A 14281-nucleotide genomic window follows, 5' to 3' on the forward strand; every position below is an offset into this window, starting at 1 on the left:
AAGTGAATTAGAGTCTGCAAATATTATAAATTTGAAATTTTATTATAATAACTTTCAAATTTATAATTTTATTTTTTACTATTTATTTATAGCCAATCTTTGTCTTTTCTTTAAACTCTGCTTTCTTAGTCTAAAGAATACATATAATCCAAAAATTAGCGTATATATTATCATATCTAGTACTTTTTTGTTGTATTTAGCCACATATAAGGCCATTACATGTACATATATTAATAGGAAAAAAGGATATGCCAACCTTTGAACTCTTTTCCATGTAAGTCCTGACATTTTCTTTCTAACACACTTAAAAGATGTAACCATCAATATAATCATCAATGCAATCATAATTAATGAGATTATTACAGCTATAAACTGATTTGTATTTAGCTTTGATCTATCAAACAATAACCATACGAAATACTTCTTACCATAAATTATATTGTGAGTAAGAGCAAATATACAAGCTATTATAGATATCTCACCTCTAATTACCATGAGTTTCTTGCTTACGTAATTATGCTTAGTAAAGCAGCCCAAGTACATGACAACAATGAATATAGTGGTAGCAAATATTCCACGCTTAAATATATTTAAAAAATACTTAACAAATTCCTTTGGCAAGGTTTTATTCATACCAGTATAGTATATATAAACAACTGCTAAAGCTACTATAAATGAAATAAGATATGATGTCTTTGGATATTTCTTAATTAAGTCTTTACTAAACCAAATAAGTGCTAGCGTAAATATCATGCCGATAATTAATACCATAAAACTTCTCCTTTCATCAAATATGAATCATTAGAATTAATTCTGTTGAAATAATTTTAATTGATTTGTGTTCTCAAACACAAAATTTATTATACACTATTTGATTATGATTATCAATACTGTTTTTGTTTTTTATTTTATTATTTCTATATATATGATATAAAAAAGTTAATTCTAAAACTATAATTATTCTAATTATTATTTAAATATTATTTAAGTTTATATAAAACATAAAATTTACAAATATAAAAATCTTTTAAAATTTATCGACCCCCAAAAGCTAGATCTAAAAATCTAACCATTGGAGGTCGTTTTTCCATATTATAATTTATTATTAAACTTTTTCCACTTACTATTAATTTTTTCTTGATTTTTTGTAATCTAATAATACTTTTATCATATATATAGCTAATAAAATAGATATAAGCAATAATAATATATTTATTAAACTATAATTACTAGAACTTAAATAAGCATTATTTTTTATTCCCCAAAAAGCCCAAATTACAGCTAGAGGTATGTATTCGTTATTTGTAAATTTCATAACTAATATAGTCATAAAGAAAACCAAAGCCAATGCTACTATCACAAATATAATAGGATTTGAAAATATATTTTTATCCAAGCTATAAAAACAAGCATATATATTTACCAAAGAAGCTACTATCATCCACCCACAGTGTATACCAAAAGCTAATTTTACAAATTCATTTATTTTATTCTCTATTTTTGAAATATTTCTTGTGAACAATATCAAAGATATAGTATATACAAAAATTACGACAACAGACAGAATAATGTATTGCATACCAAAGACAAAATTCCAAATTATATTTGAAATAAGTGCAATCCATAATAATGGACTCGCCTTTTCTACACTATCATAATAGTCAATACTATTTCTAGATTTTAATAAAAAATATATTAGAGAAACAAATAAAAATAAGTAAATCACTCCCCATATGGAAAATGTAAATCCAGCTGGTGTAATTGGAGTTGGATATTTACCAGATACAACTTGCTGAGACAAGGAATTTGGGATTAAACCTTTCGCACTAACATAATTTGCTAAAATCGTCAGTATAAACAAAATAATTGATATACTTGAGCTTTTCTTTTTCATGATAATCTCCTTTACTAATACAATTGTGTAATTTAAAAATTAAAAAGTTGTAAATTACTTAATTGTATTAATACCCTATAATATTTTTTATATGAAATTTTATAAAATATAGCTATTAAATATCATTTATTAAAGAATATAAAGCATTGATAAATGATTTAATTGAAAAACTCTAATAAATACTATAGTCAAAAAATTACAAATAATATACAAATTTATATAAATTCTTGAAAACAATTTCCCATGATGGTATTCTTGAATTAATTATATACAAGGGGGTTATAAAATGTCAGTTATATTTAATCTTATTATGTTTTTATCATTACTTTATTTTTTTGTCTCGGGGTTTAAACTTATAAAATCTCGAAAAAATCCTCTACAAGAAGGAAAAGCAAAGAAAGTATTTATTACAACTACTGTTGTCTTTTTAGTATCCTTTATTGGGGCTGGAGCAACCGCCAAACCAGTTACATCTCAAAAAGAGATTAGCAAAGTTGAAAATCAAACGACAAAAGTAGAAGAAAAGAAAGTAGAAAAAAAAGAAAACAACACTTTTGTTGAAGCGAAAGTGTCTAAAGTTGTGGACGGAGATACCATTGAAGTTTTAGTTAATAATCAAACTTATAAGCTAAGAATGATAGGTATTGATACACCAGAAACATTTCATCCAAGCAAATCAGTTCAATTCTATGGAAAAGAAGCAAGCGACTTTACAAAAAATAATCTTTCAGACAAAACAGTATATTTACAAAAAGATGTATCAGATACGGATAAATATGGGAGATTATTAAGATATGTATGGATAGCTAGACCATCAAGTAATGAACCAAGCCAAGAGGAAATCATAACAAGTATGTATAATGCAAAACTTGTAAAAGAAGGATATGCACATGCATCAACTTATCAACCAGATAGTAAATACAGCTCTATTTTTGCTAGTCTGCAAAATGAAGCCCAAAGCAAATCATTAGGTTTATGGAATCAAACAGCTGAAACAGAATTCAATTCAAAAACAACTTACCAAGAAATAAATAATGTTGATTCTTCAAACCAAAATGCAACTTCACAAAGTACAGCAACAGAAGAAGCTTTTGGACACCAGTATACTGCGGATACTACACAAGGTAAAATCAAAGGCAATTCAAGCTCTATGATTTATCATGTACCGGGTGGAAGATCTTAGAATAAGATTAGTGAAAACAATGTTGTTTACTTTGATAGTGAACAAGATGCAATAAATGCAGGATACAGAAGAGCTAAAAACTAAATAATAGGAGTATTTTTATGAGTAAACTCAATGAAAATGAATTAAGAAAATTAAAAGGTTTATTAGATGATGGTATAATAACACAAGAAGAATTCAATAGAAAAAAAGAGGATTTATTAAGAGAAAATTCAAGTACATCATCAATATATAGTATAAATTATAAACCAATTTCTTTTTCTAGTGATTCAGCTAAGAAAAAAATACCTAATAATTTTGGTATAATAAAGATTGGTTGCTTAGGATTTATAGCAATAGTTATTGTATTAATTTTGGTTAATACTTTAAAACCATATAATCAAACTACTAGTGTCACTACTGTTACAGATAGTAATATTCATTCCAATAATGATGATAAAAATTCAATTCCTGAAGATTTCAAAAAAGTAATTGATGGTACAATAATGTCTGGTCATTATCAAGTCGGAAAAGATATGAAAGCTGGGGAATACAAAATTTTCGCTGAAAATGAAAACGCTTATATGGAAATAACCAAAGATATTAAAGGAAAATCTGACAGCATTATATATAATTATCTCCCAAAAACTTTTTCATATATATTTGCAAAAGATGGTCAATATGTTAAATTAGATAATTGTTATGCTGTTCCAGCATCAAAAGCTAAAAAATTTGATGGCAAGGAATATAAAGATGGCCAATATAAAGTAGGATTTGATATACCTGCGGGAGAGTATAATATTACTGCTAACAATGAAAATGCATATTTTGAGGTAAGTACCTCACCTAGCGATAATAATACAATTGTTAATAATGATTGCTTTACAGATAATCGAATGGCAACTATAAAAGACGGTCAATATTTTAAACTTCAAGATGCAACTGCCATTAAAAGATAAGATAAATGAAGGCTATATAATTTATAACGTTGATGGTAATAAAAAATCCATAATCGTCGTTAGACGAAAATTGAAATATTACTGTCAGCGTTATTATTTTTTGTAAAATAATTAAAAACATGTCAAACCCGTTGTAAAATTGAATCACCACAAAACAATATTTAAAGGAGGAATGAACATTTTTTAAGTAATAGTATAACAAATCTTTTAGTAATTAGGGACAAAAACTAAATTAACTGGAAAAATTTCTTCTAAGGTAATAAAAAATATATAATATAAAGTGATTCACGCAATTTTAACCTATATTCCAGACTGCTGTCCTCATTGTGGTTGCGTAAACGAAGACTATTCAATAGTAAAAATGGAAGCCAAATTGTAAAAATACTTATAAACAGAATAAGTAATAGTCCTGCTTTTCTAAGTATTAAAAATCAAATATTTTATTGTAAACACTGTAATAAAACCTTCATAGCTAAGTCTGAACTTACTGAAAACAGTGATAAAAATACTAAGTTCAGCAAAAATCAAAATAAATAAATTTTATCTACCTGAAAAACTTGCTATAGACATACCCACAATAGGTATTCATAAAAGTTCAAATCTACAGTAAGGGTGGATGCTTCTATAAGTGTTAATTTAACTGATATAGACACTGATAAAATATATGATATTGTCTCCGACAGGAGAAAACAATTTAATTAAATCCTTTAAAAGAGTATCCTACGGATTCAAGAGCTTCAAAAACATGAGAAATAGACTATTATTAAGAAATATATATAAAATAGCTAAAAACAGCGGAATCAACACATCAAATGTGTCGGATTCCGCCGCATAATTTTTTTAGTGATTCTTCATCAACGTTATTTGACAAAGAGCCCTAAATAGTTTCTGTAGTATGATCACTCTCATAAGGTTTTAATCCTGACCAATTATCCCAATAAATATGTGATATTTGCTTTCTGCATCTTTTTAATTCCTTTAGCTTCATTTCAAATTCTTGTTCACTAACTACTTCAATACCAGCTTCTTTTAATAAATTGAGCTTTGGAAATGTTATAAATACAGAGTCCTTATCTTCTTTTTCAGTAAATTTTACAAATGATTCTAGAAAATCTATTATAGTAGATCTAATATTTTTAAGTATTAGTGGATTGATTACTTCCTTTGATTTTACTCCATACTCAAGTATATTGAGTGAATCGTATAAAATCGGCATTGTATATGCTATAGACTTATATTTGTCTGATGAATGGTAATAATTAAGCAATGGAAAAGCTCTTTGCTCAAAAGATATCTCACTAAGTTGGTCTGCTAGTGTATGAAAAATCATATCACAATTATAGAACTTTTCTCCATCCCACATATTTAATACTAATTCTTCAGGTGATTTTGCCATTCCTGAAATAGTAGTAGCAAAAGATCTCCTTTTTATTACTCCGCTAATCATAGAAAGTATGTAGGAAACTGCCAAGGATAAATTGAGCATCCCAGAAGCCGATGCCAAAGATGTAAGTAATTGAACTGTACCGTTGGTAGGTGTTATTTCTCCATTTCCTAGAGTAAATAAGACATAGCCTGCATAATATAAATAATCTACCATTGTAATTGCGTCATTTCTAGCTGTATTTTCTACGCCTCCTTTAAAAGAAGCAAAAATTAATGTCCAGGCTATCCATAATACACTTATCCAAAATACCAAAACAAGCATAAGGACAACAGGTCCTACAAACTTTTTAAAACCAGTTCCCTTTTTGTCTAATTTTCCAAAAATATACCATATAAAATCGGCAACCAAGTTGCTTAGTGGTCCTCCACCTCCATCAACCCAGAGAGTTGTCCAAATTACATCAAATATTATTGCTATTAATAATACAAAACCTATAATTAAAAACAAATAATTCATAGCATACCTCTTTTCTACTTATAGAAAATAAATACCCAATAAAATTAATATCATTTCTTTAATTCTAACTTCATTCTAAGATTAACAAATTCATCTTCCAAATATGTAATATTGATTTATTATACAACTTTGCTATTACTTTTTCTAAATTCTTTAGTAAGTAATATTGGTAAATATATTACAGACATAATTAAAGCGCTTATTAATACATCTTTCCAAGTCAAATTTTGTATACCTTCTAACTCTCCATTAGTAAATAAACCATACATATTATTGTGTAAACAATGCATGAATGCTACTAACCAAATATTTTTTGTTTTCATATAAGCCCATGCAAAAAATATACCTAAAGCAATACATAAAATTATTTGATTGACCAAGGTTTGGATACCTGTACTTGAACTGTAGAAGAAAAAATCTAAAGGTGCATGCCATAGACCCCATATTATCCCAAAAAAAATTACTCCTAATCTCAAACCGAATTTTTTCTGCATAATAGGCTGTAGATAATACCTCCAACCATATTCTTCTCCAAAAAATAACATCGATGTCAAAATAAATTGAATTGGCAAGTATATTATTAACAAGAAATTAATATTTTGAATTTTTGGCAAATTATCTCCTGTTATTTTAGATGAAACTATTATAGTAAAAATATACATTATAATATATATTAATATAAATTTTATGGCTATTTTAAAATTTATATTAAATCCTAAACCATTACTTTCTCTTTCTTCTACATTCATATATAAAATAAAAGCAAAAGCAAGTAAACTCATAGAAATTAATAAAATATTTTGTCCATAAATAAAAAACTTAGCATTCAAAAAAGCACTTAAAATCGCAAATAAAGCCATTAAAAATGTGGTAACTACAAAACAGATAAAGAAAATTTTAGTCCATTTTTTTAATTCTACTGACTTATAACTCAATTTACCAATTACAACACCACAGGCTGGAAAAAACATCCAAGCAAGTGGAAATGTTTCTGTGCTCACACCTTTTTTATTCGCAATATACAAAAAAGGTGTCAACAAAATTGGTAATCCATAAGCTACAAGAAAAAACTTTAATAAATTGCTCTTACTTTCATTCATAATAAATCCCCCTATATGCAAATCATTACATACTTTACAATTTTAAGTGTATACCTGATTTTGATTGATTTCAATATATTGGACATAATATTTAGAATAGTTTAAGAATTTATATAAAAGCCCATTACAATAAATTATTTATATTATAATGGACTATATCACGGTATATGAAAAAAATCGCTACATTAACTTATCTAATTTCATCCGGAACTATATCCCCAATATCTTCCCCAATAAAATCTTCCAATCCTCTTACAAATCCCACAAAATTATCTTTAATCTTATCGAGTCTATCTTTGCTGTCCTCACCATATTTCAATATAGCCTTGGACATAATATATTCCATTCTTTTCTCAGATCCGACATATTTATTTTCAATTACCAACCTATCTCCTATACACAAAATATCTTCTTCATCCAGCATTCTAATATCTGAATTTATTTTGTGTTTTGTGTGGTCTTTTATCACTTCTGCCACGTCTTCTAGGCCTATTGATTTTAAATATTCCGATCCCACTTTTTCGTGAATCTTATGTACTCTAGCAATATCGTGTAGATATCCTGCTGATTTTACTAGTTCTACATTTATATCTAAACCTTTTTCTTTTAGCTCATTAGCAATAGTACTAGAAACTTCGCTAACTGCAATACAGTGTTCTTGTACGTGCTTTGGTGTGCCATATTTCTCTAATATATCTAGACATTCGCTCTTTGATGGACAGTATTCTTTAGAAAAAGAAATCTCTTTTTTCATTATTCATTACCTTTTCTATTTTAGCGTCTTTGGACATAACTTACTACATCACAGATTAATAGTTGATCTTTTTCTTCTGGATTTACAAACCTAACACTTTTAGTTCCTGATAAATGATCATCTTCTGCTAAAAAGTTAGATACAACTTCATATATCCAATTCATCGGCCAAGGAGTCTTCAACTCACCTTCAATTAACTTTCCATTTACATCATAAACTAGCTTTTGAGTTTTCAAGTCGCAAGGTATACTATCTACATCCTTTACTATTACATCATAAAGTCTGTCTATTTTTACTTCTTTTTCAACAGAATCGTCTATAATATAAGAAACATCATTACCCATATTATGTGCCATTTTTCTACTACAGCTAATTTTACACCCTGCTGAACAATCTGCACACATATCACTTTGACCCACTGGATCCAAACGATGGTAGTCTTTTTCTATAATATGCTTACCCATGTTAAAACTCCTCTTCATCTTCTTCAACTTCGGCACTAAAATATATGCACTGCCATTTACCAGCCAAATAATCTTTTTTATCTTCAAACATCTGACCTATGGTATCATATTGATATCTATCTCCACTGCAGAACATATTTATCTTATTGACTTCAATATTCCATTTTTCTGTTTCAATGTCATACCAAATAAGTGTGTCATCCATCTTATTAAAAAATTGTTTTGTACCTTTATCAAATTCTTTTTGAAAATCTTCCACACTCGGATTTTCTAATGGTATAAAAACTCTATTTATCTCTAAATCGAAAGTTTTACCATCTTCTACTCTAGAAGCTGTAAACCTTCCGTATTTCTTTCCAATTTTTAATTTATTTCCAGCAATTTTTAACATATGACTTACTGCATCTATTACTATAATATATGCATCATCACCTTCTACCGAAAATTTACCTTCTATCTCAAACATATCATCTTCAAGATAGAAATCCACAGACATAGTATCTGCTTTTATAAAAAATTCATTATCTTTTAAATCTAACATCATAACTTCTCTTTATCTTACGTCAAAATCCAACAATTCTGGATTCTGATAGATATTTCCTTTTAATTTAAATGTATCTGACATATATGGACCTCCCATTGACATTGATCCATCATTGCCTATTAATATAAATCCTGCTACTTCTTCACTCCACATAATCTGATAAACTCCAGTGTCATTTACTACAACATCACCTTCGTAAATTTCTCTTTGTTCATTGTCATACCAACCTGTACTCTGAAGTGGAAGTAATTCTATTGGTTCTTCAGGATTCTTAAAATCATAAATCAATACAGCACCAAATGAAAGGTATCCATATATTGTTTTTTCTAATTCTGATGCACCCTCTTGTTCTAATTCTTCTGGAGAATACATTATTTTATTTTCATCATCCCATGCTCTAAATTTTATTTCACGCATTTATTTCCCCCCACTTAATATATACCGGTGCCACCAATATAGCGACACCGATACAGATTAATTATTTTATATTTTCTATATATTTTTCTTATATTACTTAAAATACACCTTTAGCTTTTTGTTCCTTAATAGCATTTAATACCTTTTCAGGAGTTAAAGGCATTTCAGTAAATCTAACACCGATAGCATCATATACAGCATTGAATATAGCAGGTATTGTTGGCTGAATTGGACCTTCACCTGATTCTTTAGCACCGTATGGAGCTGATGGGTCATAAGCATCTACTATATTTGCATCTATTTCTGGCATATCTAGAGCTGTTGGTACCTTGTAGTCATGGAATGAAGGATTACAGAAAGTTCCATCTGGAGCAATCTTCATTTCTTCATATAGAGCCTGTCCTAGACCCATTCCTATAGATCCATGTACCTGACCTTCTACACTTTGTGGGTTGATAGCTACACCACAGTCTCCTGCTTCAGTAATCTTTACTACATTTACCTTACCTGTTTCAAGATCTATATCTACCTCTGCTATCTGTGCACTAAATCCAAATGATGGAGAGTGTCCGATGTTACCACCTTGCTGGATACCCTTTCTTCTTGGAGGCGTGAACTGTCCTGTCTTAGTAAGAGGTCCATTTGTCTGTATGTAAGAAGATACTACATCTCTCCAAGGTACTCTCTTATTTGGTTTGTAGATATTATAGAATTCTCCACCTTGAACTTCTACTTCGTCACCACGTATTCCTAGCATTCCAGCAGCTACTGGCTTAAGTTCAGCATTTATTTTTTCCGCTGCCTGTCTAATTGCCCAACCTGTAGCAAATGTTAGACGGCTGGCAAATGTTCCCAAGTCAAATGTTGATATTTTTGTATCTCTTGGTATTACTGTAACATCTTCTGTATGTACACCTAGAGTTTCAGCAGCCATCTGAGCCATTACCATATCTACACCCTGACCTATATCAGTAGCTCCACAGTATACAGTTACATCATTTTCTTCATCAACTTTTATAGTTGCTACTGTATGTGGCTTGTATGATAAGTATAATGTATAAGATGTTCCTGAAATATAGTATCCACCAGAAAGACCAATACCTTTACCAAATGGTAATTTTCCATGTTTTTCTTTATATCCTGATTTTTCAACACATTCTGTTAAACATTTTTTGTATTCTGTATGAGGTACATACATTTTACTCATTGCAGTATATCCTGATTCAGCAGCATTTAACATTCTTATTTCATATGGATCCATACCGAAGTGTGCTGCAGCTTGATCTAACATCTGTTCCATAGCGAATCTTGGCTGTACTCCACCTAGACCTCTAAATGCTCCACATGTAGGTTTGTTAGTATATACTCTCTTACCGTCAAATCTTACATTTGGTATCATGTATGGTATATGTACCATTGATGCTGTATAGAATAAAACAACAATACCCCAACCAGCATATGCTCCACCATCCATTAAGTTTGTGAAATCACAGGCTGTTATTTTACCAGTTTTGTCAAAACCAAGCTTCATCTTCATATAGCAAGGATGTCTACCATTGTTAGTAGCGAATACGTCACTTCTTTCGTAAGTTATCTTTACTGGTCTACCAACTTTTCTAGATAAAAGTGCTGAACAGAAATCTGCTTGAGAAGCAACACCCTTACCACCAAATCCACCACCTATTAGTGGAACTGTTATTCTTATTTTGCTTAAAGGCATTTCAAGAACCTTAGCTAACTGCTGATGAGTATAGTGAGGAACCTGACAAGTTGCATAAAGATGTAGCTTTCCTGTTGCAACATCAAAATCTGCAAGTGCAGACTGTGGCTCTATAAATCCATGATTTACATATGAAGAATAGTAATCTTGTTCTAATACATAGTCAGATTCTGCTAATGCTTTGTCTGGATCTCCATAAACCTGGATTCCTTCATAAGAGATATTGTTTGGAGCATCTTCATGTATTCTTAGATCATCTCTCTTTACTGCTTCTCTTGGGTCAACAATAGCTTCTAGAACATCATATTCAACTTCTATTAATTCTAGGGCTTTTTCAGCAATTTCTTCAGTTACTGCTGCTACTGCTGCTACTGGTTCTCCCCAGTTTCTTACTTTTCCTACAGCTAGTGCATGTTCATTGGCATTGTGAGGTACTATACCATAAGGTATTGGACAGTCTTCTCCAGTGATAACACCAAGTACACCTTCTAATTCCATAGCCTTGCTATAGTCAATTTTTACTATATTAGCATGTGCATGCTTACTTCTAAGTAGCTTACCATATACCATTCTTGGTAAAGTCAAATCATCAGTATACTGAACTTTTCCCTTTACTTTATCTGCACCATCTGGTCTACGTATACTTCTTCCTACTTCAGTAAATTCTTTTGTATAGTCTCTATAATTATTATATCTATTTGATACTTCATACATCTTTCCCATCTTATTTAGCCCCCTTTTCTGCAACTAAATTTGCATAAGACTCTATAGCGGAAACGATATTAATATATCCAGTACATCTACAAGTATTTCCTGAAATAGCTGTCTTAATCTCCTTCTGAGAAGGATTTGGATTTCTATCTATTAATGCTTTAGCTGATAATATCATGCCTGGTGTACAAAAACCGCACTGTACTGCACCATGATCAAGGAAAGCATCCTGAATTGGATGTAAAGTTCCATCTTCATTAGCAATTCCTTCAATTGTTATTATTTTCTTATCTGCACATGTAATAGCTAGTGTTAAACAAGATAGTTTAGGCTGTCCATCTATCAAGACTGTACATGCTCCACAGTCTCCCTGACCACAACCTTTCTTTGTACCAGTTAAACCAATCGCTTTCCTGATTACATCAACCAAAAGATCCATTGGAGTAACTATTACATCATAGTTCTGATTATTAATATTCAAAGTGATTAATTGTTTCATTTCTACGCCTCCATTGCCTTATTATATGCTTCTTTAGTCAATCTTCTAGCTAAAGCTCCTACAACATCTTTTCTGTATTCAGCAGATGCTCTAACATCAGAAATTGGTGTAGCTTCGCTCATAGCTGCTTCTCCAACTTTTTCAATCAACTCATCGTTTAATTCTTTTCCAACAAGTAATGATGGAACTCCTTCAGAAACAATAGGCTTTGGTGCTACTGATCCCATTATAAGTTTTGCACTTTTAATAGTCTTCTTATCATCTTCTAATTCTATATTTACAGCCATATTTACGGCATCTATTTCCATAGCGTTTCTTAAACCTATATTACCATAAGTAGCAGCTGAATGAGCTACAGGTTCTGGTATTATAAATTTTGTTACCATCTCATCTTTTTCTAATATATTTTGACGATTACCAAGTATAAAATCTTCAGGCTTTACAGTTCTTTCCCCTCTCTTGCTTTCAATCACAACTGTAGCATTCAAAGCTGATAAAGGTGCTGGTGTTTCTCCACATGGTGATGAGTGAGAAATATTTCCACCTATAGTTGCCATTGTTCTTACCTGATAAGAACCTAACTGACTAGCTGCATAAACTAATGCACCATACTTTTCAACAAGTTCTTTAGAGTTTTCGATTTCAGAGATAGTTGTACATGCTCCGATTTCTACCCCATTATCAGTAAATTTAATGCCTGATAATTCCTTAACGTCCGCGATGTTGATAACGTTTTCCGTCTGAATCATTTTCTCCTTTAGCATAATAACTAAATCAGTGCCCCCAGCAAGCATCTTTGATTTGTCGCCAATATCTGCCAGCAAGTCTAAAACTTCTGCCTTAGTTTTAGGTGCATGATACTGAAAATTACTTAAAATATTCATTCTTTAAGCCTCCCTTTTAATTTACGCTTTCGCATTCTGAACGAAATACTATTTCATAAAAATGAATTTGTGCATAGATTTCACTTTAATTATATAATAATTGTGTGAATATTACAATTACATTCTTTAAAAAAGTAATTTTCTGTATCATGATAATTGTTTAATTTTAAAATTAAATAGTTTTATTTTCAACTTTCGATATAAACTATTTTTTCTCTATCCATTGAAATTTTCAAATCCGAATTATTCTCTAGGTATTTTTCCGCTTCTAAATTGTTTAATTTTATACAATAATTTTTTTCTGAAATTTTAGTTTCTTCATAATTTTTAGATTTTCTTATCACAGAAAAATATATCATCGTGCTTTCTAAGCCTCTATAAATTTTTTCAACTTTTCCATCTATAGTATTATTATCAATTTTATCTTTTGATAATAATTTGAAATCTGTATCTCTTATTCCTATATATTTAATATCATTGCTAATATTTTCACGCTCAATTTTTATATCAAAATCAGGAATAGTAATGTCGCAATCATCATCTACATATGCTGAGATAATATTATTTACTCCAACCATTTTAGCTCCGGCTAAAGTTTTTGGTTTATTAAATACTTTTTTTGTAGGACCTTGTTCTACTACTTTTCCATTTTCAATTATGACAAGTTCATCACTAAATCTATAAATCTCCTCCCTGCTATGCGATACCATTATGACCATACCATCAAAATCAGAAAGCATCTCTTCGAGTTCAATTTGTAACTTATCTTTTAGGTCATTGTCCAAGGCTGAAAATGGTTCATCCAATAGAATAATTTGGGGTTCATATGCCATAATTCTTGCCAACGCTACTCTCTGTTGCTGCCCTCCAGATAAATCTTTTGGCATTTTATCAGCCAAGTCACTTATATGAAACTTTTTCATATATTCAAAAGCCTTATTTTTTTTAAATTCCTTATTTCCCTTCAAGACTATCTCAATATTTTCTCTCACATTCATATTTGGAAAAAGAGCGTAATTTTGAAACATATAAGCTACATCTCTTTTTTGTGGTTTTATATTATTTTTTTTAGTTGAATCAAAAGCAATTATGTCATTAATCTTGATAATACCAACATCTGGACTTATTATACCTGATATATACTTAAGTAACATGCTCTTTCCCGCACCAGATTCTCCGAGAATACCAACTCTTTTTGCACTTGTTTTTAATGAAATATCCATATTGTAACTATGTAATTTTGATTTTATATCAATTGATAAGTCCATCA

At 29.9% G+C, this 14281-nt stretch carries 14 protein-coding genes; 2 read left to right on the forward strand and 12 right to left on the reverse strand.

The genetic code is table 11. From position 1 onward, the window contains the following. Positions 1-78 precede the first annotated feature (78 nt). Together O0R46_RS08185 and O0R46_RS08190 are read right to left on the reverse strand one after the other, a co-directional pair. Positions 79-771, reverse strand: coding sequence for a ferric reductase-like transmembrane domain-containing protein (locus tag O0R46_RS08185; protein ID WP_269311266.1), 693 nt, complete (start codon positions 769-771; stop codon positions 79-81). A gap of 355 nt (positions 772-1126) precedes the next feature. Beyond that, on the reverse strand, positions 1127-1894 hold the full coding sequence (locus tag O0R46_RS08190; RefSeq protein WP_269311267.1) for a hypothetical protein: 768 nt from the start codon (positions 1892-1894) through the stop codon (positions 1127-1129). Between the two features lie 286 nt (positions 1895-2180). Here O0R46_RS08190 and O0R46_RS08195 point away from each other — a divergent pair, with 286 nt between their 5' ends. Together O0R46_RS08195 and O0R46_RS08200 are read left to right on the forward strand one after the other, a co-directional pair. Then, complete coding sequence (locus O0R46_RS08195; RefSeq protein ID WP_269311268.1) at positions 2181-3077, forward strand: thermonuclease family protein; 897 nt, start codon at positions 2181-2183, stop codon at positions 3075-3077. Positions 3078-3178: 101 nt separating this feature from the next. Then, positions 3179-4015, forward strand: coding sequence for an SHOCT domain-containing protein (locus tag O0R46_RS08200; protein WP_269311269.1), 837 nt, complete (start codon positions 3179-3181; stop codon positions 4013-4015). 877 nt (positions 4016-4892) lie between these two features. On the opposite strand, the gene O0R46_RS08205 is transcribed toward O0R46_RS08200, so the two are convergent. The 10 genes from O0R46_RS08205 to O0R46_RS08250 all read right to left on the reverse strand — a co-directional run bounded on the left by O0R46_RS08205 (position 4893) and on the right by O0R46_RS08250 (position 14279). Then, positions 4893-5918, reverse strand: a complete 1026-nt coding sequence (locus O0R46_RS08205; protein ID WP_269311270.1) for an ion channel — start codon at positions 5916-5918, stop codon at positions 4893-4895. 119 nt (positions 5919-6037) lie between these two features. After that, complete coding sequence (locus O0R46_RS08210; protein ID WP_269311271.1) at positions 6038-7018, reverse strand: CPBP family intramembrane glutamic endopeptidase; 981 nt, start codon at positions 7016-7018, stop codon at positions 6038-6040. A 190-nt stretch (positions 7019-7208) separates the two neighbouring features. Continuing rightward, positions 7209-7772 carry an HD domain-containing protein gene (locus O0R46_RS08215; protein WP_269311272.1) on the reverse strand — a complete coding sequence of 188 codons (564 nt, stop codon included), beginning with the start codon at positions 7770-7772 and terminating at the stop codon, positions 7209-7211. Positions 7773-7792: 20 nt separating this feature from the next. After that, positions 7793-8236, reverse strand: a complete 444-nt coding sequence (locus tag O0R46_RS08220; protein WP_269311273.1) for a hypothetical protein — start codon at positions 8234-8236, stop codon at positions 7793-7795. 1 nt (position 8237) lies between these two features. After that, positions 8238-8777, reverse strand: coding sequence for a hypothetical protein (locus O0R46_RS08225; protein WP_269311274.1), 540 nt, complete (start codon positions 8775-8777; stop codon positions 8238-8240). 12 nt (positions 8778-8789) lie between these two features. After that, positions 8790-9197 carry a YopX family protein gene (locus O0R46_RS08230; protein WP_269311275.1) on the reverse strand — a complete coding sequence of 136 codons (408 nt, stop codon included), beginning with the start codon at positions 9195-9197 and terminating at the stop codon, positions 8790-8792. 97 nt (positions 9198-9294) lie between these two features. After that, positions 9295-11640 (reverse strand): xanthine dehydrogenase family protein molybdopterin-binding subunit, encoded by a 2346-nt coding sequence (locus O0R46_RS08235; RefSeq protein WP_269311276.1) that lies wholly within the window; start codon positions 11638-11640, stop codon positions 9295-9297. A gap of 1 nt (position 11641) precedes the next feature. Beyond that, positions 11642-12127 carry a (2Fe-2S)-binding protein gene (locus O0R46_RS08240; RefSeq protein ID WP_269311277.1) on the reverse strand — a complete coding sequence of 162 codons (486 nt, stop codon included), beginning with the start codon at positions 12125-12127 and terminating at the stop codon, positions 11642-11644. A 2-nt stretch (positions 12128-12129) separates the two neighbouring features. Next, positions 12130-13011 (reverse strand): FAD binding domain-containing protein, encoded by an 882-nt coding sequence (locus tag O0R46_RS08245; RefSeq protein WP_269311278.1) that lies wholly within the window; start codon positions 13009-13011, stop codon positions 12130-12132. A 188-nt stretch (positions 13012-13199) separates the two neighbouring features. Beyond that, complete coding sequence (locus O0R46_RS08250) at positions 13200-14279, reverse strand: sulfate/molybdate ABC transporter ATP-binding protein (protein ID WP_269311279.1); 1080 nt, start codon at positions 14277-14279, stop codon at positions 13200-13202. Positions 14280-14281: the final 2 nt, after the last annotated feature.

Origin of the sequence: Peptostreptococcus equinus, assembly GCF_027125355.1 — a bacterium.
Classification (GTDB): Bacteria; Bacillota; Clostridia; order Peptostreptococcales; family Peptostreptococcaceae; genus Peptostreptococcus; species Peptostreptococcus equinus.